The sequence below is a fragment of the Paenibacillus solisilvae genome, assembly GCF_042656405.1.
GTDB lineage: Bacteria > Bacillota > Bacilli > Paenibacillales > Paenibacillaceae > Paenibacillus_Z > Paenibacillus_Z solisilvae.
Genome location: NZ_JBHSOW010000079.1, coordinates 1 through 21,556, shown reverse-complemented (window position 1 = coordinate 21,556; position 21,556 = coordinate 1). Strand labels below are relative to the sequence as shown.

The window sequence follows — 21,556 nt, the reverse complement described above, 5'->3', positions numbered from 1 at the left end:
GGGGCTGAATGGGGATCTCCTTTTTATTAATATTTCATGCAAATGGAGAGTGATCATGTTATGCCGAAAGTAGTTATTATATCAGGGAGCCCCAATCCAATTTCGCGCTTAAACGGTATTCTGAATCATGTGGAAGGGAGGCTTGCGTCCCTTGGGTGGACTGTGAATCTGCTTCATGTCGCAGCGCTGCCTGCAGAAGATTTGATTCTCGCTCGTTTTGACAGCCCGGCGATCGTAGAAGCGAACAATATTGTTGCGGAAGCTGATGCCGTAGTTATTGCAAGTCCGGTGTACAAAGCAGCTTATACGGGGGTGCTCAAAACCTATTTAGATTTGCTTCCACAAAAGGGATTGGAAGGCAAGGTAGTGCTTCCATTATTTATCGGAGGCACAATTGCGCATTTGCTTGCGATTGACTACGCACTGAAGCCCGTATTATCTGCTTTATATTCACGGCATATTACGGCCGGCGTTTACACCGTAGATACTCAGATTCAGAAGTCCGATGACGGGTCGTTTCTACTTGAAGAAGAGCTTGTTCAACGGCTTAATGCTGCTGTAGCCGGCTTCGTGGAAGCGACTTCCTTGTTTGTGCCTCATGTAGAGCCGCAGCCTGCAACGTAAAACCGCATTGTCCACGAAGGCAGTAAGTGTCAGCGTGCTGCATTAGTAAAGTGTGCTTAGATTATGAGCAAATACTTCGCTATAGCTATTAGAAGGTTGCTGGAGGAGTTCATACACACGGAGATTATCTATGAAACAAAAACAGCGAATCCGCTCTCGCAGGATTCGCTGTTTTTATATCGCTTATTATTTTGTCAGCTGCTCCATTTGGCTGATCAATTCCTCGAACACGCTCATGGCTTGCTCGATTGGCTCAGGAGTGGACATATCGACCCCGGCTTTTTTGAGGATGTTGATGGAATAATCACTTCCACCGCTCTTCAGGAAGCCCAGGTATCGTTCAACAGCCGGTGCGCCTTCTTCTAGAATTTGCTTCGAGAAGCTTGTTGCTGCCGAGAAGCCTGTCGCATATTTGTACACGTAGAAACTTGTATAGAAATGCGGAATGCGCGCCCATTCCATTTCGATGTCTTTATCAATAACCATGCCTTCCCCGTAATAATGCTTGTTCAGGTCATAGTAGATTTTGCTTAGTTCCTGCGGAGTAAGCGAGACACCTTGTTCTGCTTGCTCATGAATAATTTTCTCAAACTCAGCAAACATCGTTTGTCGGAATACCGTCGTCCGGAACTGATCCGCATAGTAGGTTAGCAGATACATTTTCTCCTTCGGATCCGTCGATTTCTTGAGCATGTAATCCATTAGAAGGGCTTCATTGAGAGTAGAAGCGACTTCAGCTAAGAAAATCGTATACTGTGCATCACGGTAATCTTGATTGCCGTCGGAATAGTACGAGTGGAGGGCGTGGCCCATCTCATGTGTCAATGTAAACATGCTGTTCAAGTTATCTTTATGGTTCAGCAGTACATATGGATGTGTACCGAAGGCTCCCCAGCTGTATGCACCGCTGCGTTTTCCTTCATTCTCATAGGTATCGATCCATCCGTCCGTGAAGCCCTGCTGGAGGACGTTTAAGTAATCTTCACCAAGCGGCTTCAAGCTCTCGCTGATTGTCGCTTTGGCTTGATCAAATGTAATATCCATCTTAAATTCATCAACCAACGGAGCGAAAAGATCGTACATATGCAGCTCATCAACCTTAAGCAGCTTCTTGCGAAGCTCCATATAACGATGCATGAGCGGCAAATAGTTGTGAATGGTATTAATCAAGTTCACATAGACGTCCTTCGGAATATTATCTCCGTAGAGTGACATTTCAAGGGTAGAAGGATATTTACGAGCATTTGCATAGAAAACATTCTTTGTGACATTCGCGCTGAGAGTTGCAGCAATCGTGTTTTTCAGCTTGCCGTAGGTCTCGTACATCGCGGTAAAGGCGGCTTTTCGGACTTCACGATCCTTGCTTTCGAGGAACTGTATGTATCTGCCTTGGGTCAGTTCAATCTCTTCGCCTTTCTCGTCCTTTACTTTAGGGAATTTAAGGTCAGCATTGTTAAGCAGGCTGAAGATCGTTCCAGGTGCCTGGCTGATGTTGCCGACTTGAGCGAGCAGGGCTTCTTCACCCTTGGACAAAATATGTGCTTTCTGACGGCGCATTTCCTCCAGTGTATGGCGGAATTTAGCAAGCTCTTGATTATTAATGAATGCTTCTAACTCTTCATCAGTCAAGCTGAGCACTTCAGGAGTAATGAAGGAGAGCGCTTCGCCGGTTTCGACGCTTAGCTTCTTGGACTTATCCGAAAGAGCCATAAATTCAGACTCGGCCGTATCTTCATGATGCTTCATGTTGGCGTAAACATAGAGTCGTTCCACGTGGAGGGAAAGCTCGTCCTCAAGCTCGAAGCAAGCCTTCAGCTGATTTGGATCGGCAAGCTTTCCTTCGAATGCCGCCACTTCTTTCATCTGCTTTTTGGCTTCAGCGTATTCTTTATCCCATGCGGCTTGATCCTCAAACAAGTCTGAGAGCTTCCAGCGGTGTTCAGGTGCTGTTTCGGAACGTTTCGGTACTTGATTCATCGGAATCCTCCTCGATTGGTGGTATGTAGATGGTGAGGCTGCGGGACCTGGGACAGTGCGGTAGGACGCACCGGTAATAGGCAGCAGGGTTAGAGACAATACGAGGGGAAGCCATTTCATTATGCTCACTCTCCAGCAATCGTTTGCCCCTAGTGTAGCCCGCAAGGCGCCTCGTTATGAACCCATTGTTGCTAAACTATAAACAATCAGGAAAAAAGCAAAAGCAATAAACGCGATAGCCGCCAAAGCGACGCCTCTGCGCATGCTTGCGGGCATGTTATTCCGCTGCATAATAACAATGATGCCTAAAGAAAAAGCAGCGATGATGAAAATAATCGTAGCTGTCGTATCCACTTTCGTATGAGCTCCCCTCCGCACAACCTATGCATACCCGCATATGGATATGTTCGATATGCAGGATGATTTTTCCTTCTGCATTATTCAGACAGAACGGAAGGCTTCGAATATCGCTTCGCGTTCTTCCTCACGGCCGGCGAACTCTTCTGGCTTAAAGCGGTTTTGCGCCCAATGAAGCATTTCAGGACGGCTGACGAAGGTATGGCATTCCTCGCCCCATTGATCAGAGATCTCTCTCACGATAAGGGTTTTACCCTGAACCTCAACATTCAGCATGTTATACTTGTCCGTTTTATAAATTTGTACTTTTTTAAACATTACAATCATCCCTTCAGCTTTAAGCTTATATCCTTCAATCATAGCCATAATACGGGGTAGAAATCAAATCATTCGTATGTTAGAATATGTAAATCCTTCGTCTGCGGATTTCAATAGTGGAATTCGGGACGATGCAGATGGGTTTCTAGTCGAGAAGAGCAGAGGAGAGATGAGTCCATGAAACAAGGTTATGAGCAAACAGGAGTTGCGGTGACTTGCAGGAGTTTTGAAGAATATGTACGCATGTTCGATTTGCAGGAACATGAGCTCTCAGCTGGTTATATCTTGGATATTGCTGCCGGAGCGTCATCCTTCACGGCAGATGCTGCGATCCGCGGGCTTGAGGCTTTCGCAATTGATCCCCGTTATGCCATGGAGCCCGATCAGCTCATTTGCGATGCTGAAGCAGAAATTGCAGTTTCAACAAGCAAGCTTGAGAAGTTGGCTGATCAATTAGATTTATCCTATTATGGTGATTTGATCAAACACAGGGCTGGCCGGGAAGCTTCATTAACCAGATTCTCCGCCCACTTCAGGAATGAAGAAGAGCGTAATCTTCGATATCAGGCTGGAAGTCTTCCGAGACTGCCGGTTGCAGACGGGCAATTCTCACTGATTCTTTGCAGTCACTTTTTGTTTCTGTACGAGGAGCAGTTCGATTACAGCTTTCACCTGGCAGCTATAATCGAGATGATGCGCGTTTGTAAGCCGGGCGGCTGTATCCGAATTTATCCCATTATGTCTCTTCAGTGGGAGCCATACCGCTTTTTAGACCGACTGATTCAAGATATCGAGAAGAATGGCGGAACGACGGGCTTTTTCAAGTCCAAGCTGCCCTTTATTCCAAGGTCTGAATTGGGAATAATTATTCATATTTGATTGAATATGGACACATCTCTAGTGTATAATAGGAGCAGTCACCGGTTTAATCGGTGTTCATTCTAGGAGGTTGTTCAATTTGAAAGGAACTGTTAAATGGTTTAACGCAGAGAAAGGCTATGGCTTTATCCAAGTTGAGAACGGAGAAGATGTGTTCGTTCACTATTCTGCGATCCAAGGCGAAGGCTTCAAATCATTGGACGAAGGTCAGTCGGTTGAATTTGATATTACGCAAGGTAATCGCGGACCTCAAGCTGCTAATGTAACGAAGCTGTAGGCATCATTTTCTCATATAACGTAATCCACTTATTTTTTAACATATAGATGCAATCATGCTTACAAATTTACCCGACAATTCATTGTCGGGTTTTTTTATGAAATATAGCCCGTATTAGCTTTGACCGAGGGGGCCGCATGATGATAAACTGTTTATTGGAATTTAACGAAGGGGAGAGGTCGTCATGAAGTTTAAGCTTTTTAAAGATCGTAAAGGTAAGGCCGATCAGGCTAAAAATAATAAATTTGTTAAATTAGCGCGTGAAATTTATGTACATGCCCGCAAGGGAGGACCGAATCCGGAGTCTAACTTTGCTTTGAAAACGGCTATTTCTGCCGCACGCGCAGTGCAGATGCCGAGCGATAATATCGAGCGTGCCATTAAGAAAGCGGCCGGAGCTTCGGACAGCGTTGAGTATGAGGAAATCATGTATGAAGGCTATGGACCGGGCGGAACAGCGATTATGGTACGCTGTTTAACCGATAACCGGAACCGTACAGCTGCTGATGTCCGTTCGATTTTTAATAAACGCGGCGGCAACATGGGTGAGAGCGGCTGTGTGGCTTATATGTTCGATCACAAAGGTCTTCTCGTTATTGATCGTGAAGAATTTGACACCGATGAGGATACCATGATGATGCAGGCGCTTGAGTATGGAGCCGAGGATGTCATCGTTAATGAAGACAGCTTTGAGGTTCTTACGCATCCGCATGAATTTGAGCAGGTGAAGAACGGCCTTGAGAAGGAGAACTACACCTTCTTAACCGCTGGAGTACAGTGGCTTCCGCAGAACACAATCAAATCGGATGGCGAGAATGCCGAGAAGCTGCAAAAAATGATGGATGCTTTCGAGGATAACGAAGATGTGCAGGACGTTTACGTTAACTTTGAAATCGAAGGCGAAGATGAATAATGATTTGCCAAGCAAACAGCCTTGCTTCTTCCGGTACCCGGAGTGAAGCAAGGCTGTTTTTGACTGTATCTTCGCTGCCCCAGAACGTCTTATCCGTTGCGATTGAACAAATGCTTCACCAAGAAGCAGGCAGAAGCGATTAGCGCAAGTGCCATTGCCAGATGGAAGAAGGTTGATCTGCCAAAATGCTCATAGACGGACCCGCCAATTGTGCCGCTTATTAGACCGGCGAAGCCGCTGAATACGACTGCATAAACGGCTTGGCCGGATGCCCGGTATTCATCAGGAATGATGGAGGATAAATAGCGCAATGCAGTGGAGAAATAGATACCGAAAGAAATGCTGTGCATCGCCTGAATCGGGATGACCATAAGGGGTGATTCGACTTCACTGATCAGCCAGAACCGGACTGCATACATCAAGCTGGCTATAGCAAGCAGAGGCAATTCCTTAAATTTATGACCGTATTTTCCAAGAAAGAAGAGAACTGGAATTTCACTGCATGCCGAGAACAGCCAAGCGATACCGACTAATGAGTCGCTTGCTCCCATTTGGCGCATAGTGACGGCCAAGAAGCCTTCGTACATGCGGTGGGAAATCGAAACAATAAGTACGATGGCGAAGAAAGAGACGATGCTCGGCTTGCGAATAAGCTTATAGAATCCGGAAAACTCGATTTTACGCATAGAGCCCTGATAATCTTTAAGTCTCAGCGTAAGTAAACAAGTTAATCCGACCGTGCCAAGTGTCAGAGCTAGAGTAGCGGATGTGCCGGTAAACTTAAGCAGCTGTCCCATAGTAAAAGCGGTGAATGCAAAGCCCAGTGAGCCAAAGATACGTATCAATGCATAAGGCGTGCCTGTAAATTGGCTGGACAGCAGGATTAAACTGTCACTAAGCGGATTGACAGGGGTTTGGAAGAAATAGAATGCAAGCATGATGATGCAGACGGTGAAGAAGGTATCTGTAGTGAACAGCAATGATATCATAACGAGCTGGCCGAACAAGAGCAGGGTCATGATTTTCTTGATGGTCCGGTATTTGTCACTGACTGCTCCGAACATCAGATTCGCAAAGATGGAGATAAACGGTCCAGTCGAATAAATGATACCGATCTGCGAGGCTGAGTATCCCCGGTCTAAGAAAAACAGCGGAAAGTAAGAGACGATCATCGCCATTGTCATATAAGAGGTGAAGCTGAACGACCTTAGAGCGAATACTTCGCTCCGGGCCGATTCTGCTTGTGCAGATGTTACAGAAGAACTCGTCATTTCAGGTGCTGCTGAAGAACTCGGTATACTCATGCTGTGTTGTCACTCCATATCCATTACCTTTCCAGCAATAATGCGGTTTTTCCGGCTGCCGCGCTGTACGGCGTAAGCGACGAATACACATTCTGCCGTAAGTCCGATCGACTGTGCCCAGGCCCCGATCATTCCGTTCCAGCCTGGCGTCAGCAAGACGAAGATGAGCATTGTGGATACGGTGAACACTAAATTTGCCGATTGTGAACCGAGCATGACCCGGGTATGGCCGCGAACCATAATGATCCCGTTTAAGGCATCCAGCCAAGGCATTGCAAGTGCGAATAAAACGAACGGTCTGAGCGCGCGAATCGTTTCAGAGTACAAGCGTCCCTTAACACCCATGATGTGCCCGATTAAGTAAGCGCCTATTGGAGTAAATGCAAGAAGACAAAGTAAAATGGCGGGAATAAATCCGAACAGCATGGTGAAGCGGCGCACGGCAGCACGATCGATTTTATAGAAATTTAGAACGATCTGGTGAAAGTAGCTGAAGAAACTGACAACCAGCTGAATCAGGCTGGCTGCAAGGGCAAATGAAGCAATGGATAAGGCTGCGTCGCTCGTTTTGCCAAGCAGTGCATTAATGGAGGGTCCAATCCACACGGTCACTAGAGTGGAAATCAGCATAGGACGGTAAAAAGAGAAAACGTGTCTGCCCGTTTTTATGGAATATTCGGGACTCTCATCTGGCATTTGCTTCACGAGAGAACGTCCTTCCAGATAGCTGACAGCAGCTTCAATCATCATGCCAATCAGAAAAATGACTGCGCCGACTGCTCCGCTGGTGATGCCGCTGTGCAGGAAGAATAGCGATACGGCATACATGCCGATGAGCCGCACGGACATCCCGATGGTCAGCCACTTGGTATGCAGATTATAAATGATAACGCCCTGATAAATGCAGCGGATGCCGGAGAATAAGCTGACGAACATGAGCACCTGATAGACATCGACGATATCCGGAATGAGTGATTGCTCCGCGCCGAATAAGCCGCTGAAGATAAAGCTGCCCAGTGGAGTATAGCAGATAAGGAAGCCGAGCATCATGATAGCCGCGAATACCGTTTGACCGACAACAAGCATCGCCCGGAAGGATCGCCTGTCCCGTACAAGAGCGGAGCTGGTTTGCCTTAGGAGAACGGCAGGCCGTTCTGTAATAATCAACAAACTCATAGCGATTGCATAGCTTGCTATGATGTTCTCGGGATTCTCTGCCCGCGATAGAGTGCTGTTAATAATAACATGTGATATTGTAACAAGAGTTGCAGAAATGCCAAGCGGTAAAAAAAACCGCCATAGCTGTCCCATCGAGATGGAGCCGGGCTGTTGAATCATCAGATGATCTCCTCATGTCGTGACTATAAACCTCAGTATATCATATGGCGAACATGTTTTCGCGCTGGATTTGTACTCTCTGAAATGGTACATTAATGCATGGAGGTTTTTGATTGTGAATCAATATTTCATATGGAACGAGCGTCTTGGCATACCGATTCCTGAACTGGATCGCAGCTGGGAAATGTTCAGAGAAGAAGAGCAAACGTTCATTGTTACACAATGGGAAATCATCCGCGGCTCGATCCCCGACCGAATCTTTGCTTTAGAGCGGCTAATCAACTTAAAGCAGGCTGAATTGAATGAGGAGGAAGATTTTGAGACCTCCTGTATTATCAATTCGGATATTGCTGAACTCGCAAGCCAAATCAATGATTTACATATTTGGTACCGCATCAATCAAGAGATTGAATCGCGGCGCCATTCCTAACGGAATTGGTCAAGGAGGGCGCCTACTTACTATGAAGTTATCAACTCGCCATATTCCACAGTCGCCCATTCGTTTAATGATACGGGTTTATAAATATGTACTGCCAGAAGTAAATGCAGAGCTTAACCGGCTAAGGGCCATTGCTCTGTGTATACCTGATGACGAGCTCCGGACACAAGCTATTGCGAGCATGGACGGCAAGAAGTTCCATTGTCAAGGCGGCGGTGTATATGCAGCAGCCAAATTAGATCAGCGGCATATTCTGATTCCGCTCATCGTTGCGCTGCAGACCATTAGTGATTATTTGGACAACCTGTGTGACCGAAGCACCTCATTGGATCCGGATGACTTCCGGCTGCTTCATCAGTCGATGCTTGATGCGGTCGATCCTCAGGCACCTTTGCGCGATTATTACGCTCTGCGCAATGAACGGGACGACGGTGGTTATTTGCATGAACTTGTTCAAACTTGCCAAGCCTGTATAAGAAAACTTCCTTCTTATTCCAGCGTTCAGCCGTTCGTGACTCAGCTTGTAGGCTTGTATGGCGATTTGCAGGTATACAAGCATATTAAGAAGGATAAAAGAGAAACAGAGCTGCTTGCTTGGTGGGACAAGCACCGTGGGCTGACGCCCAGGCTGCATTGGAATGAGTTCGCTGCAGCAACGGGTTCAACATTAGCCATGTTTTTGCTGTTTCTTGTTGCCGCCGAAGAAGGAGTAACAGAAGCAGTGGCCAGAGGGGTTCGAGATGCTTATTTTCCGCATGTATGCGGTCTTCATATCCTGTTGGACTATTTAATTGATCAAGAAGAGGACCGTATCGGCGGTGATTTAAACTTCTGCAACTATTATGAGGATCAGATGAAGCTGGTAGAAAGAATCGGCGATATCGTAGAGAATGCAAGGCAGGATGTATTGGCGTTACCTGCCCCGCGGTTCCATCGAATGGTCATCGAAGGGCTGCTCGCGCTTTACTTATCTGATCCGAAGGTGAGAGGCCAGGAGGATGTCAAGCGGGTTTCCAAACGGCTAATGAAAAAAAGCCCGCTCACACGGCTGTTCTTCTGGGGGAATAGTGTCCTCATTCGAAACAGCAAAGCTAACCGATAGATGATAAAGAGATATTAGAGGAGTGGATGGGAATGTCAGCAGTTAAATCGATTGCCGTATTAACAAGTGGCGGAGATTCGCAGGGGATGAACGCAGCGGTTCGCGCGGTTGTAAGAAGCGCACTCTATCACGGGCTCGAGGTTTACGGTGTACAACGGGGTTACCAAGGCTTGATCAACAATGATCTGCGTCAAATGGACTTGCGGAGTGTTGGTGATATCATCCAGCGCGGAGGCACTATTCTGCAAACAGCTCGCTGTAAAGAGTTCATGACTCCGGAAGGCCAGCAAAAAGGTGCCGAGGTCCTGAAGGAACGCGGAATCGACGGTCTTGTTGTTATTGGCGGAGACGGCTCTTATCAAGGTGCCAACAAGCTGTGCAAGCTTGGTATCAAGACGATGGGACTTCCCGGCACGATTGACAATGACATCCCTTTCACAGATTACACAATTGGCTTTGATACATCGGTCAGTATCGTTGTTGACGCCATTAATAAGCTTCGTGATACAATGACTTCTCATGAACGCTCTTCAATTGTAGAAGTTATGGGCCGGCATTGCGGAGATATCGCCTTATATGCAGGACTTGCAAGCGGCGCCGAAACGATCATTGTACCTGAGGTCCCGTTCGACATTGATCAAGTTGCCAATCGAATGAAGGAGAATTTCGCTTCGGGCAAACGCCACAGTATTATCGTCGTTGCTGAAGGAGCCAGCACTGGTGAGGAAATCGGCAGAGGAATCACGCAGCGCTGCGGCATGGAGCCGCGGGTTACCGTACTCGGTCACATTCAGCGCGGTGGCTCACCGACTCATAATGACCGGATTCTTGCCAGCCAGCTTGGCGATTTTGCGGTACGCAAGCTGATGGACGGTGAATCAGGCAAAGGCTGCGGCATCGTCCGCGGCGAGCTTGTCACGACGGATATCGATAAGGTTGTGAATACGAAGAAACCTTTCAATATGGATCTGTACAACCTGGCACTGCGCTTATCCCAATAATAGAATGAAAAAAGCCTTATAAGGACACAAGAAGTCAGTGCTTGCTTGAGTCCCTGTAAGGCTTTGATTATGGTATGAATCAGGAGGAAAATCAATCATGTTCCTATATAAAATCGAAATCGAAATGGAATCGACCTCGGCACATCTTATCATTCTTGCCGAAACCGATGAGAAGGCTTTCTCTGTAGTCGAGAGTCATGTTGCCCGGCATTACATCAAATCGCCGGTGATTACATCGGCCGCGATTGTAGAGAAGAAGCGGACAGAGGCTGGCGCAGGCTATTTTATCCCTCAACAATAATCTATTGGTTTATATTTAAAAGCCCTTCAGTGCTGCCCGGATCTGTCATCCGCATCAGCAATGAAGGGCTTTATTATTATCAATAAATTAGTAATTAGTGCCAGGAGAGTATTTGTTGCCTGCATTCCAAAGCAGATATTCCTCTACGTTTGTATCCTTGAGCGCTTTAATTTGTGCGTTAACCTCTGTCTTGGTGTAAGGGATATAATGTCCTTTGCCGAGCCAGCTTGCCGTGAAATCCTGAATCCATGGCCGTATAATAGGCTTGAATGATCCGATCGGGTCAAGCTTCTTATGGGTATCCACCATGGAGCCTTTAATTGTGGCATATGGGTTTTTATCCGGATCTTTAACGCCGAACCAACCCGTGCTGTAGTGACTTGGATAAACCATTGGAGAAATAACATCGACGTTCTTTGATATTTTAACGAAGTCCTGGCCAATGCCTTCGGCAGCGGGGACGGATGCGGCATATCCGAATATATCAACCGATACCCTAACGCCAAGAGGCTCCAGCTGGGTTTTGGCATATTTGACGAAGCTGGCTATCGTATCCACCCGCGAATCCTTTGTTTTGTTAAAAACCAGTGAATCCGCTTTCTTCTCGAAGCCTTCCGGGAACCGGACATAGTCAAACTGGATCTCCTTAAAGCCGAGCTTTGCAGCTTCCTTGGCCATTGCAATGTTGTAATCCCATACTTCCTTCATATATGGGTTTACGAAGCTGTCTCCTTTACCATTCTTCCATACGCTGCCGTCCTTATGGCGGAAGGAGAACTCCGGGTGGCTGCGGGCAAGCATCGTATCTTTAAAAACAACTATCCGGCCTATAGGATAAACTTGATGTTTCTTGAGCTGCTCCATAAGCGCATTCATATCCCGAATATACTTCTGCGGTTTACCTAACTTGAGCAAATCAGGATTTTGAGTCGGGTAAGTTATGTAACCGGTATCGTCTTTCAGATCGATGACCATGCTGTTTAAAGCGGTTTCATCCAAGAGCTTCAGGAGCGTATTCATTCTAGAACCGCCGGCACTATGAGCGGTGACATAAATGCCTTTTACCTTAGGTGCGTCCGGCTGCGGATCATGTTTGACAAATTCAGCTCCGCTTCCGCCAGGTTGTGGCGCTGCTCCAGGGGCAGTTGGATCGGTAGCTGAGGAACCAGGTTTGTTCGTACCTGATTGCTGTGCAGCTGATACCGTTAAGACGGTCGAAAGAAGCCGCTGCGTGGCGGCACTCTCATGACCGGCGCCGGCAGTTTGGACACCGCCTGTCAAGACGTGAAAAAGAAATAAAATCGTAGAAATAATAGCGTCCATTTTGTTCTCTCCCATCAGCTCTGTACGTCAAATTATAAAGCAGTTTTAAGCTCTGGCACAGAGGTATTTTGTAGGATATTAAACGAGCTTGGACGATTGTGACGCAAAAAACGGATGCTGCTGAACAGACAAAAAAAGAACGAGAACGGATATTGTTCTCGTTCCAACTGCTGCCAGAAAGCAGTTGAATATGCTTTCCGGTCCTCGATTGAAGAGGACAGCAATTTCATAATATCAGATAGTTTAAAAACGCATCCTATTCTGATATTTCTAAGGGAAGAAACTGACAGCTTCGCCAACGGGCGGCGCTAGCCGTTTCTTCTTGTCATTATTGCAGAAGCATTTTTCTTTGATGCTCGCAAATACTGTGCTGAACAATCTCCATCGCGTCCTCCGGTTCCAGTAAGGCCAGTCCATCCCGCAGCACAATGTTCAAATTCAGTTCGTGCTCCGTGAGGAAAGGCACTAGCTCCGGCGCCAGCTTTTCTACAATCCGCGACAGTCTAACCGTTTCCATATCCATCGAAGCATCACCCTTTCATCGTAATGGAGGGCAAAAACGTATGGCATGAAACAATAACCACGGGATAGTTATATTATAGCAGTAGCCGCTGAAAAAACTAGGGGTAACCAGAAAAATCCATGTTTGCGGATGCCTGATATATCATTTTCCTCTTTTCTAAAGTCTTAGTGGGTAGGCTGCCGGAAATCGCCCATGATTCCTACCGTTTCTACAATGTTGACGAATGCTTTGGGATCAATCGATGCGATGATTTTGCGCAGCTGGTTAAGTTCGAACCGGGTCGTGACCGTCATTAACATGTCATATTCCGTATCGGTGTAACCGCCTCGTGTGCGGATGACCGTAATCCCTCTGTGAAGCGGCAGGAGAGCTAGGCGAAGGGGCTCTGCTTCACTGGTTACAATAAATGCTGTGATTTTGACTTGCTGAACATGAATGAGATCAATAATTTTACCAGCCGTAAATATAGAAAGAAGGGAGTAAAGAGCGATATCCCAATTCCGGGTCAGGAAGCCGAGAGCTGCAATAACCGTACCGTTCATAACAAAGATCAGCATGCCTACAGACAGATTATATTTGCGAGTCAGAATGGTTGCTACAATATCGAATCCACCTGTAGAGGAGCCTTCGCGCAGGGATAGTCCGCTGCCGAATCCGACAACTACCCCACCGAAGACAGCGCCGAGTGTGAGATCAGATACTAAGGGTCTGACTGGTATCAGCTGCATTGCAATCGTCGTGATGATAACAGAAAACATACTCCATCCAACAAAACGCACACCGAGAACCCGCCATCCCCAGACTAAGATAGGTACGTTTAGAATAAAATAAAGCCAGCCAATGTTTAAGCCTGTCGCATAACCAAGAATCATTGTGATACCCGAGACACCGCCGCTTATCATTTGATGGGGAATGAGCAATTGGTTGAAGCCAAAGGCTATAAGCAGGGCACTCAAAAGCATAGAAATGGCAGTTCGAGTCATCTTCAAAATAGTCACCTCATACCAGTTTTAGGTAGATCTTAGTATGCCTTATTTAGACTTGCTGGTATTCGCGAAGGTAACTGTGCTATAATGAACTGTATATTTTCTGTAGGATGCAGATAGAAGGAGATTGAAAAAGTTTGAAAACATTTGCTGAATTCGGCTTGGAACCCAAGGTTTTACAAGCCATCACGGAGCTAGGATTTGAAGAATCCACTCCAATCCAATCAAAAGCCATTCCTATTGCGCTGACCGGTACCGATCTAATTGGTCAAGCTCAGACGGGAACGGGCAAAACGGCTGCCTTCGGAATACCTCTTGTTAACAAGATTCCGGTAACCGAAGAGCGTATCGTTGCATTGATCATGACCCCGACCCGCGAGCTTGCTATTCAAGTTTCGGAAGAAATCGGAAAGCTTACCCGTTACAAAGGTTTACGTTCACTGCCAATTTACGGCGGACAAGAGATCGGAAGACAAATTCGCGCTTTGAAAAAGAAACCGCAAATCATCATCGGAACACCTGGACGTTTGCTGGATCATATCAACCGCAAAACGATTCGTCTCGACGATGTCCAAACGGTTGTATTGGACGAAGCGGATGAAATGCTGGACATGGGCTTCATGGAGGATATCACTTCAATCCTCAAGCTCGTACCGGAAAACCGTCACACGATGCTGTTCTCGGCAACAATGCCTCCGAACATTCAAAGATTGGCACAGCAATTTTTGAAAAACCCTGAGCATGTGTCTGTTATTCCAACACAAGTAACCGCGCCACTTATCGACCAAGCGTATATTGAGGTTCACGAACGTCAGAAGTTTGATGCGCTCAGCCGTTTGCTTGATATGGAATCTCCGGAACTTGCAATCATCTTTGGCCGTACCAAGCGTCGTGTTGACGAGCTGAGTGAAGCTCTTCAAAAACGAGGTTATTCTGCAGATGGATTGCATGGTGATTTGTCTCAGAACCAACGTGATAACGTAATGCGTAAATTCCGTGACGGTAGCATTGACGTTTTAGTTGCAACTGATGTTGCAGCCCGTGGTCTTGACGTTTCCGGTGTATCTCATGTTATCAACTTTGACTTGCCTCAAGATCCGGAAAGCTATGTACATCGTATCGGTCGTACGGGTCGTGCAGGTAAAGAAGGTACAGCGTGGTCGTTTGTTACTCCTCGTGAGATCGATCATCTGCACTTCATCGAGAAGGTTACTCGTCAAAAAATCGCTAAGAAACCATTGCCTAGCATTGCGGAAGCGATTGAAGGCAAACAACGTGTAACAGCTGAACGTATTCTCGAGTTCGTTGAGAATGACGCCATTAATGAATTTAAAGCTATTGCCATTCAATTGCTTGATCAATACGATTCCGTTAATTTGTTGGCATCAGCGATTAAACTCATCACTGGTGAGAAGAAAGACGTAAACATTGAATTGACTCCGGAAGATCCGATTCGTGCGAAGAAACGCAAACCTGATGTTCGTACAAGCGGTCGTCGTTTCTCCGGCGGCAATTTCGGAAGCGGCAACCGTCCTGGAAGCAGCGGCCCTCGTGGACGCAGCGACAGCGGCAGCCGCGGTGGTTACGGCGGTCGCAGCAGTGCTAGCGGAAGCAGCACTGGCGGCTACAACCGTGACCGTGACTCCAAGCCTAGAACTGAAGGTCGCAGCGAACCACGTCGTCCGCGCCCATCTTCTAACGAATAATTAATTGAAGAACCGGGGCTATCCCTTAACCGAGTGATCGGCTGGATAGGGATGCCCCGGTTTTTTAACGATTATGAACGAATGGGATGAAGGCGGTTATACAGAATTCCTCGATGGATTGGAAAATGTGCGTTGGCTTATTAGGCCAACCTATATTATAGTAGAACGTATAAGAAAATATGTAATCGCTTGCTTTAACCATGCTTTCGATGACGTTTTCTAAAGAATCGCCAAGCTAACGCTTATGATGACGTGTTTTCTTTGAAAACACCTTAGGAGGAAAGGCAACCATGGAAATGAGAGGCTTAATGGGTGGTTTTTACAAAATTTCGGAATGGATTATGCGGTTATCTGTAACGAACTTGCTGTGGATAGTATGTTCGATACCGTATATCTTTCTTATTTTCCCCGTTATCGTAGCCCAATCAAGTGACGCTTTAATGACCAGTTTAATTCTATCGAGTATTATCGCGCCGTTTACGCTATTTCCGGCTACTGCAGCATTGTTCTCTGTTGCCCGCAAATGGGTAATGGGTGAGGTTGATGCACCGCTCCTGCGAACTTTCTTCAGAAACTACAAAGAATGTTACGTTCAAAGCATGGTGGGCGGTATTCTGTATGTGATTATTTTTACCATTCTTATTGTTGACTTCCGTGTTTATTTAGTTAAATTGGAGTCTCTGCAGCTTATATCGTACTTGTTCATCGCTTTAATGGCGCTGCTGGCGGTATCGCTCTTCAACTTCTTCTCCATGGTTGTTCATTACCAAATGAAGACGTTCCAATTGCTGAAGAATGCTCTGCTGCTTACAATCGGCCGTCCTTTTCGTTCGCTTTCGACAGCAATCATGTGTGGATTTGTCGTTTACATCAGCTTTAGCTCGGCTAAACTGATGTTCCTGGTGCCTTTCTTTACAGGAAGCATCGTAGCAGCCATTGCCTTTTGGAACTTCTACGCGATCTATATGAAGCTGCAGCAGCAGGCTGAGAAAGCCGCCGCCGCTGAGGCTGAAGCGCTTCAGGAGAAGATAGATAATGAAGGTATTGAATTCCTCACAGAAGAAGGGCACAGCGCCAAGAAATAGCTCTTTGGTCCGCGTTTACTTTTCTTTTGATTGAGGCTATAATAACTATACATCCTGCGATGTTCGTTACGGCTTATAACTTGTTTTGAACCAATGGCTGTTTTACGGGAGACCTAGATTGAAACGCAGCTGACATGCCCTCGAAAAGGGACCTCAAAAACGTTTCTGCGGACACCCACCTGCGAGAGCGGGTTCAGAAACAAGCAAGTCGGACGGCATGGCGGGTTTACTTTTAACAAAAGAAGAAACGGCTAACACGTCCTCTGGCGAAGCTATGTGTTTCTTATTAGATAAATATCAGAGATGAATTCAAGAATTTATGCAATCTGATATTTTGAAAAGGGGGCAACCCCTTTTTTTTATGCCTGAAACTATGTTATGATATTTCCTAGTGTACATAGAAGTTGGAGGGGGAGATTACCTTTGTTGAAGCGGACCCTAATTGGGTTGCTGCGCAGTCACGAGATGACTGGCGATAAAGCGAAAGATCCATTGCTTAAATCCCATTTTTACAAACTATCAAGGGAAAGATCGTGGGAAGAAGTCGTCTCCACACTGAAAAAGATGCAAGGCTACAAAATTCTTCATGAGGTGCCGTCTGTTGGTGAAATCGTGATTGAGAAAAAAACGATGAGCGGACGTACAATGGATATTACGGTTTCGGTTATAAGTGTTAACCCGGTGACATCAGCCGTAGATATTTATTCCGCTTCACGCGGATCTTTTGGGGACCTAGGTTCTAATTATCGGGTCATCATTGATATTTACCGAACACTTGATAAGAAGCTTGCTCAGTATAAGACGAGCGGGGCATAATCAAAACAAAAGCGAGGAAAGGTTGTCCCTTTTCTCGCTTTTGTTGTATGCACAGGCTTATTGTGACTGTAGGGATATGTATAGCCTATACAAGTGCTTTTACAGCGTTTAATGCTTCTTCGTAGTTAGGATGCTCGGTCATTTCCCCAAGAATCTCTACGTATTGAATAGTGTCGTTTTCGTCAATAACGAAGATGGAGCGGAAATCAAGATGAAGGTCTTTAATAAGGACGCCGTAAGCTTCTCCGAAGTTATTGTTGCGGTAGTCGGATAGCAAGGTAACTTTATCAATTCCAGCAGCCCCGCACCAGCGAGCTTGTGCAAATGGAAGGTCAACGCTGACTGTTAATACTACAACATTGTCACCCAGTTTGCCGGCTTCTTCGTTAAAACGACGAGTTTGCGCATCGCATACTCCAGTGTCGATGGATGGTACAACGCTGACCAATTTGACTTTACCTGCGAAATCTTTCAAAGTAACAACATCAACCAGTGATTTGTTTAATTGAAAATCAGGTGCTTTATCACCTTTCTTCAGTTCAGGTCCGATCAGTGTAAGAGGATTGCCTTTAAGTGTTGCGACGCCAGTACGTTCTTGTGCCATGTAAATTGCCTCCTTGAAATTGGATTATTCAATAACAAATTTATTATAATCATAATGAATTGCCGTTGTCCAATTACGATCTGAGAGGAGCATGTTATGATTTTTTTAAGATATGAAAGTTTTCGCGGTTATTTGCGGATGTACCCGGTGACAGCGGGAATTATTGCGATCAATATTCTCATCTATTTTATCGATCTGTTGAGCGGTAATCACGCTCTCCTTCAGCGTGGAATATTTTTCAGTTCACCAGATCAAAATCATTTTTCACTTTCAGAACCATGGCGGTATGTCACAGCTGTGTTTTTGCATTTGGACTTTCAACACGTGTTCTTTAATATGTTTGCTATTTTGATTTTCGCGCCGCCTCTTGAGCGGATGCTTGGGCATATAAGATACGCAGTGTTCTATCTGTTATGCGGCATCGTTGGTAATTTGTTTAGCGCTTTGGCAGAGCCTGTTAGTATGGGAGCAGGTGCATCCGGTGCGATATATGGCATTTATGGGGCATTTCTGTATTTGGCGGTTATGAAGAAGTCGCTGGATGATGCTTCACGGAAAACCGTCTATACGATTTTAATATTTGGACTTATTTATTCCATCTTTGTGCCGGGAATCGGGATTTGGGCGCATGTTGGAGGACTGTTTGCAGGTTTTGTCTTCGGTTATGGTTACGACAGATACTTGTTCAGCAAACAGAATCGACATCGATGATCATTATTCGAGTATGAGGAAAAGGGGATGTTATGGAGCTTCGTCAGCTGTATTATTTCGTCAAAGTCGCCAAAAGAGAGCATGTAACGAAAGCGGCTGAAGAGCTGCATGTGGCGCAATCCGCAGTAAGCAGGCAGATTCATCAGCTCGAGGAGGAGCTTGGAGCCAAGCTCTTTCTTCAGAAGGGGCGGAATCTGCAGCTTACTCCCGTAGGGGCGCTGTTTTTGAAGCGTGCGGAAGTGATTATAGCGGATTTGGAACGTTCTGTCCTGGAGGTACAGGAGTTTCTGGATCCAGAGAAGGGAGAGATTCGGCTCGGGTTCCCGCACAGCTTAGGATTTTCCCTTATACCTGAGGTGGTTTCTGCATTCCGCAAGCTGCATCCCAATGTAAGATTTCGGTTTAAGCAGGGGATGTACCCGTCACTTATTCATGATGTGGTCAAAGGCACCGTTGATCTTGCTTTCGTTTCCCCTTGTCCGGAGCAGCATGAGCATGTAACAGGGGAGACGGTATTAACGGAGGAGTTATTCGCGATTCTGCCACCTAACCATCCTCTGGCAGGTGAAAAAGCCATTGATTTGATCCAGCTTAAAGAAGAAACCTTCGTTTTATTTAGTTCGGGCTATTCGCTCAGACCTATTGTATGGGATGCTTGCCGGGAAGCGGGCTTCACGCCGAATATTGGATTTGAAGGGGAGGAGACGGATACCATTCGGGGGTTAGTAGCTGCTGGAATGGGGGTCAGCTTACTTCCGGAAATGGCTTTATACGCCTCGGGGCCGCTTCAGCCGGTAAAGGTGAAATTACGCTCCCCCCACATAACCCGCACAATCGGACTTATCTACCGTTCGAATGAGAAGCTGCCGCTGGTTGCCAAGGTTTTTCAATCGTTCCTGCTCGATTTCTTCAGCTGCAAACAGAGGAAGATGCAGGGAAAATCGAAGGTTGAATGCAGCGAATCAGGGAGATAATGAGAGTAAGCTAGGTTATGCTTACGAAATCGTTTTTGCTTGTAGAATCCCTAACAGCATTCAACAAGGACAGGACTTTAGGAGGAACGGATGAGTACAAAAGAACGTCGGATGGAGAGGAACCGGCGGGTTTTTGTCGTTCTGCTTGCGATGAGCTTCATCATTCTGCTTCTGATGTTCAGGCTTGCTTGGCTGCAATTGATACCGGCAGCTCCGGCATCTGCTCGCAGTGCAGATTGGAAACGGGAGGCGGTTGCGCAGCGCGAGCGCGGCCTCGTTCTCGATTCGGGCCGGGGGGACTTTCTGGATCGCAATGGTGAATCCATTACGGGAGAAACGTACAAGGCACTTGCAGTCTTTCCTCTTCAGGCGCACTCAAGAGGGCTGCATTCGGCTGATTTTGCTGGACTGGCACATGCACTTAACTGCAGCGAGAAGACGCTTGAGGAGTGGATGAGGGGGCTTAGGGAGCCTGCGTTTTGGCAGGCCAAGGATGAGCGCTCGCCGCATAAGCTTTCCGATAAGCAAATACGCGCATTAAGTAAGCTCCATCTCAGCGGCGTACGAGTGCTCCCGTATCGAAACCGCTATCCGTCTTCTTTTGATCCCAAGCATGTCATTGGTTACTTGAGTCAGCATCCGGAGCTGCTGCGGACGAAGTTCCGTCATGAACTTTCCTCCCGTACAATGACGGTAACGGATTTGATTGGCGGGGCCGGATTGGAGCAGTCTTTGGACCGGCTGCTTCATGGAACTGGTCCAACCTCAGTATCGTATTTTACCGACGGTTCGGATAAGCCATTAAACGGTTTGGATATGAGGCTGACAAGTCCGAATAATCCCTATTATCCTTTGAAAGTGATGACAACGCTTGATCTATCTATACAGAATGCAATTGAGGCTTATGTGGATCAGCAGGGACTAAAAGAAGGTGCTGTCGTTGTGCTCGATGCGCATAACGGAGATATTGTCGCGATGGTGTCAAGGCCGCATTTGGCGGTTTATTCGCTTCATTCAGAAGGGTCGGATGTAGCTAATCATGCGATTCGTGCCGCAACTCCGGGTTCAATCTTTAAACTGATAACGGAAGCGGCTGCTCTTGAAGCGAAGGTGACCGATGAACAGGAGACCTTCATCTGTAACGGCGTGTATGGCCGATACGGACTTCACTGCTGGAAGCAGGGCGGACATGGGAAGCTGACGCTGCGAGAGGCTTTAGCGAACTCGTGTAATGTGACGTTTGCAGCGGTTGCTGAGCGGCTGACCACCGAGCAGCTTAGGAGAACAGCCGATCAGCTTGGCATAGGCCGCAAGATAGGCTGGAGTACTGAAGAAGCGCTGGCACCGCTTGGGAAGCCGCTCCGGCTGATTGGGGATGAAGAAGCAGGACAGCTGTTCGTTGGCAGTCCGAGATCAAGAGACGGAGGCCTGTTGGCGCAGACAGGCATTGGACAGCGTGACGTTCGATTATCTCCCCTGCAAGCGGCTAATTTGGTTGTATCCCTGCTGCATGATGGAAGAGTCGCAGAGCCTCGCCTTGTCAGCGAGATTCGCTATGCAAACGGGCAGCGGATGATCGCTTTACCCCGGCAATATGCACCTTCCCCTTATGGACAGATTGCTCCGGCAACGGCTGCGGCGCTTGTACGCGGCATGGAGGCTGTCGTTACGGCAGGGACGGGGAGATCTATATATGAAGGAAAGTGGGCAGTTGCAGGCAAGTCAGGCACAGCAGAAACGCTTCTGGCTGGGCAGGCACGTAATAATCAATGGTTTACGGGGTATGGACCTGTAAAGGCGCCTCGTTATGTGGTAACGGTACTGTCTGAAAATCGTTCAACTCATTCTGCTAATCAAGCCACCGCTGTTTTTCGGGGGATTATGGATTTACTGGCTGATTCTGAGCCTGCACAACACAGAAAATAGATCAAAAAGGGGCTGTCCCAAAAGCATGTAAATTCACACCAAAGGACAGTCCACTTTCTTAAAAAATGACCA

23 protein-coding genes and 1 other RNA gene are annotated in these 21,556 nt (G+C 46.8%); 15 read left to right on the top strand and 9 right to left on the bottom strand.

All coding sequences use genetic code 11. From position 1 onward, the window contains the following. Positions 1-60: 60 nt before the first annotated feature. Complete coding sequence (ssuE, locus tag ACFPYJ_RS20805; RefSeq protein WP_379190137.1) at positions 61-624, top strand: NADPH-dependent FMN reductase; 564 nt, start codon at positions 61-63, stop codon at positions 622-624. Positions 625-810: 186 nt separating this feature from the next. Here ssuE and pepF read toward each other — a convergent pair whose 3' ends face one another. From pepF to ACFPYJ_RS20790, 3 genes are all read right to left on the bottom strand, one after another. Continuing rightward, complete coding sequence (gene pepF / locus ACFPYJ_RS20800; protein ID WP_379190136.1) at positions 811-2,601, bottom strand: oligoendopeptidase F; 1,791 nt, start codon at positions 2,599-2,601, stop codon at positions 811-813. 174 nt (positions 2,602-2,775) lie between these two features. After that, complete coding sequence (locus ACFPYJ_RS20795) at positions 2,776-2,955, bottom strand: hypothetical protein (RefSeq protein ID WP_379190135.1); 180 nt, start codon at positions 2,953-2,955, stop codon at positions 2,776-2,778. An 87-nt stretch (positions 2,956-3,042) separates the two neighbouring features. After that, positions 3,043-3,276, bottom strand: coding sequence for a hypothetical protein (locus ACFPYJ_RS20790; RefSeq protein ID WP_379190134.1), 234 nt, complete (start codon positions 3,274-3,276; stop codon positions 3,043-3,045). A 177-nt stretch (positions 3,277-3,453) separates the two neighbouring features. Here ACFPYJ_RS20790 and ACFPYJ_RS20785 point away from each other — a divergent pair, with 177 nt between their 5' ends. From ACFPYJ_RS20785 to ACFPYJ_RS20775, 3 genes are all read left to right on the top strand, one after another. Beyond that, the gene (locus ACFPYJ_RS20785; protein ID WP_379190133.1) at positions 3,454-4,155 is read left to right on the top strand and encodes a class I SAM-dependent methyltransferase; all 702 of its coding nucleotides are present in this window, start codon (positions 3,454-3,456) and stop codon (positions 4,153-4,155) included. 79 nt (positions 4,156-4,234) lie between these two features. Beyond that, entirely contained in the window at positions 4,235-4,432 is a 198-nt protein-coding gene (locus ACFPYJ_RS20780) for a cold shock domain-containing protein (protein WP_090981718.1), read from the top strand. Positions 4,433-4,616: 184 nt separating this feature from the next. After that, positions 4,617-5,345 carry a YebC/PmpR family DNA-binding transcriptional regulator gene (locus tag ACFPYJ_RS20775; protein WP_379190131.1) on the top strand — a complete coding sequence of 243 codons (729 nt, stop codon included), beginning with the start codon at positions 4,617-4,619 and terminating at the stop codon, positions 5,343-5,345. A gap of 89 nt (positions 5,346-5,434) precedes the next feature. Here ACFPYJ_RS20775 and ACFPYJ_RS20770 read toward each other — a convergent pair whose 3' ends face one another. Beyond that, positions 5,435-6,649 carry an MFS transporter gene (locus ACFPYJ_RS20770; RefSeq protein WP_379190130.1) on the bottom strand — a complete coding sequence of 405 codons (1,215 nt, stop codon included), beginning with the start codon at positions 6,647-6,649 and terminating at the stop codon, positions 5,435-5,437. Between the two features lie 9 nt (positions 6,650-6,658). Continuing rightward, a complete protein-coding gene (locus tag ACFPYJ_RS20765) occupies positions 6,659-7,987 on the bottom strand; it encodes a multi antimicrobial extrusion protein MatE (RefSeq protein WP_379190129.1) in 1,329 nt (442 codons plus the stop codon). Between the two features lie 115 nt (positions 7,988-8,102). Between ACFPYJ_RS20765 and ACFPYJ_RS20760 the strand changes: the two genes are divergently transcribed. From ACFPYJ_RS20760 to ACFPYJ_RS20745, 4 genes are all read left to right on the top strand, one after another. After that, on the top strand, positions 8,103-8,417 hold the full coding sequence (locus tag ACFPYJ_RS20760) for a hypothetical protein (RefSeq protein ID WP_379190128.1): 315 nt from the start codon (positions 8,103-8,105) through the stop codon (positions 8,415-8,417). 31 nt (positions 8,418-8,448) lie between these two features. Beyond that, positions 8,449-9,528 carry a tetraprenyl-beta-curcumene synthase family protein gene (locus ACFPYJ_RS20755; protein WP_379190127.1) on the top strand — a complete coding sequence of 360 codons (1,080 nt, stop codon included), beginning with the start codon at positions 8,449-8,451 and terminating at the stop codon, positions 9,526-9,528. Between the two features lie 32 nt (positions 9,529-9,560). Then, a complete protein-coding gene (gene pfkA, locus ACFPYJ_RS20750; RefSeq protein ID WP_379190126.1) occupies positions 9,561-10,529 on the top strand; it encodes a 6-phosphofructokinase in 969 nt (322 codons plus the stop codon). Positions 10,530-10,626: 97 nt separating this feature from the next. Beyond that, a complete protein-coding gene (locus tag ACFPYJ_RS20745; RefSeq protein ID WP_379190125.1) occupies positions 10,627-10,830 on the top strand; it encodes a DUF3906 family protein in 204 nt (67 codons plus the stop codon). 87 nt (positions 10,831-10,917) lie between these two features. Here the strand turns inward: ACFPYJ_RS20745 and ACFPYJ_RS20740 are convergent, their stop codons facing one another. From ACFPYJ_RS20740 to ACFPYJ_RS20730, 3 genes are all read right to left on the bottom strand, one after another. After that, the gene (locus ACFPYJ_RS20740) at positions 10,918-12,153 is read right to left on the bottom strand and encodes a putative glycoside hydrolase (RefSeq protein ID WP_379190124.1); all 1,236 of its coding nucleotides are present in this window, start codon (positions 12,151-12,153) and stop codon (positions 10,918-10,920) included. A 328-nt stretch (positions 12,154-12,481) separates the two neighbouring features. Further along, positions 12,482-12,676 (bottom strand): hypothetical protein, encoded by a 195-nt coding sequence (locus ACFPYJ_RS20735; protein ID WP_379190123.1) that lies wholly within the window; start codon positions 12,674-12,676, stop codon positions 12,482-12,484. A gap of 164 nt (positions 12,677-12,840) precedes the next feature. Next, a complete protein-coding gene (locus ACFPYJ_RS20730; protein ID WP_379190170.1) occupies positions 12,841-13,659 on the bottom strand; it encodes a YitT family protein in 819 nt (272 codons plus the stop codon). Between the two features lie 140 nt (positions 13,660-13,799). Here ACFPYJ_RS20730 and cshA point away from each other — a divergent pair, with 140 nt between their 5' ends. From cshA to ACFPYJ_RS20710, 4 genes are all read left to right on the top strand, one after another. Beyond that, the gene (gene cshA / locus ACFPYJ_RS20725) at positions 13,800-15,368 is read left to right on the top strand and encodes a degradosome RNA helicase CshA (protein ID WP_379190122.1); all 1,569 of its coding nucleotides are present in this window, start codon (positions 13,800-13,802) and stop codon (positions 15,366-15,368) included. A gap of 290 nt (positions 15,369-15,658) precedes the next feature. Beyond that, entirely contained in the window at positions 15,659-16,453 is a 795-nt protein-coding gene (locus ACFPYJ_RS20720; protein WP_379190121.1) for a YesL family protein, read from the top strand. 48 nt (positions 16,454-16,501) lie between these two features. Then, positions 16,502-16,684: non-coding RNA, 6S RNA (gene ssrS, locus ACFPYJ_RS20715), on the top strand. Between the two features lie 192 nt (positions 16,685-16,876). Then, a complete protein-coding gene (locus tag ACFPYJ_RS20710; RefSeq protein WP_379190119.1) occupies positions 16,877-17,269 on the top strand; it encodes a DUF1499 domain-containing protein in 393 nt (130 codons plus the stop codon). 85 nt (positions 17,270-17,354) lie between these two features. On the opposite strand, the gene tpx is transcribed toward ACFPYJ_RS20710, so the two are convergent. After that, entirely contained in the window at positions 17,355-17,873 is a 519-nt protein-coding gene (gene tpx, locus ACFPYJ_RS20705) for a thiol peroxidase (RefSeq protein ID WP_379190118.1), read from the bottom strand. Positions 17,874-17,969: 96 nt separating this feature from the next. On the opposite strand from tpx, the gene ACFPYJ_RS20700 reads away from it, so the two are divergent. The 3 genes from ACFPYJ_RS20700 to ACFPYJ_RS20690 all read left to right on the top strand — a co-directional run bounded on the left by ACFPYJ_RS20700 (position 17,970) and on the right by ACFPYJ_RS20690 (position 21,484). Beyond that, positions 17,970-18,584, top strand: coding sequence for a rhomboid family intramembrane serine protease (locus tag ACFPYJ_RS20700; protein ID WP_379190116.1), 615 nt, complete (start codon positions 17,970-17,972; stop codon positions 18,582-18,584). A 32-nt stretch (positions 18,585-18,616) separates the two neighbouring features. Beyond that, on the top strand, positions 18,617-19,558 hold the full coding sequence (locus ACFPYJ_RS20695; protein ID WP_379190115.1) for a LysR family transcriptional regulator: 942 nt from the start codon (positions 18,617-18,619) through the stop codon (positions 19,556-19,558). Between the two features lie 90 nt (positions 19,559-19,648). Next, positions 19,649-21,484: a peptidoglycan D,D-transpeptidase FtsI family protein gene (locus ACFPYJ_RS20690; RefSeq protein ID WP_379190114.1), complete on the top strand. Its 1,836-nt coding sequence runs from the start codon at positions 19,649-19,651 to the stop codon at positions 21,482-21,484. Positions 21,485-21,556: the final 72 nt, after the last annotated feature.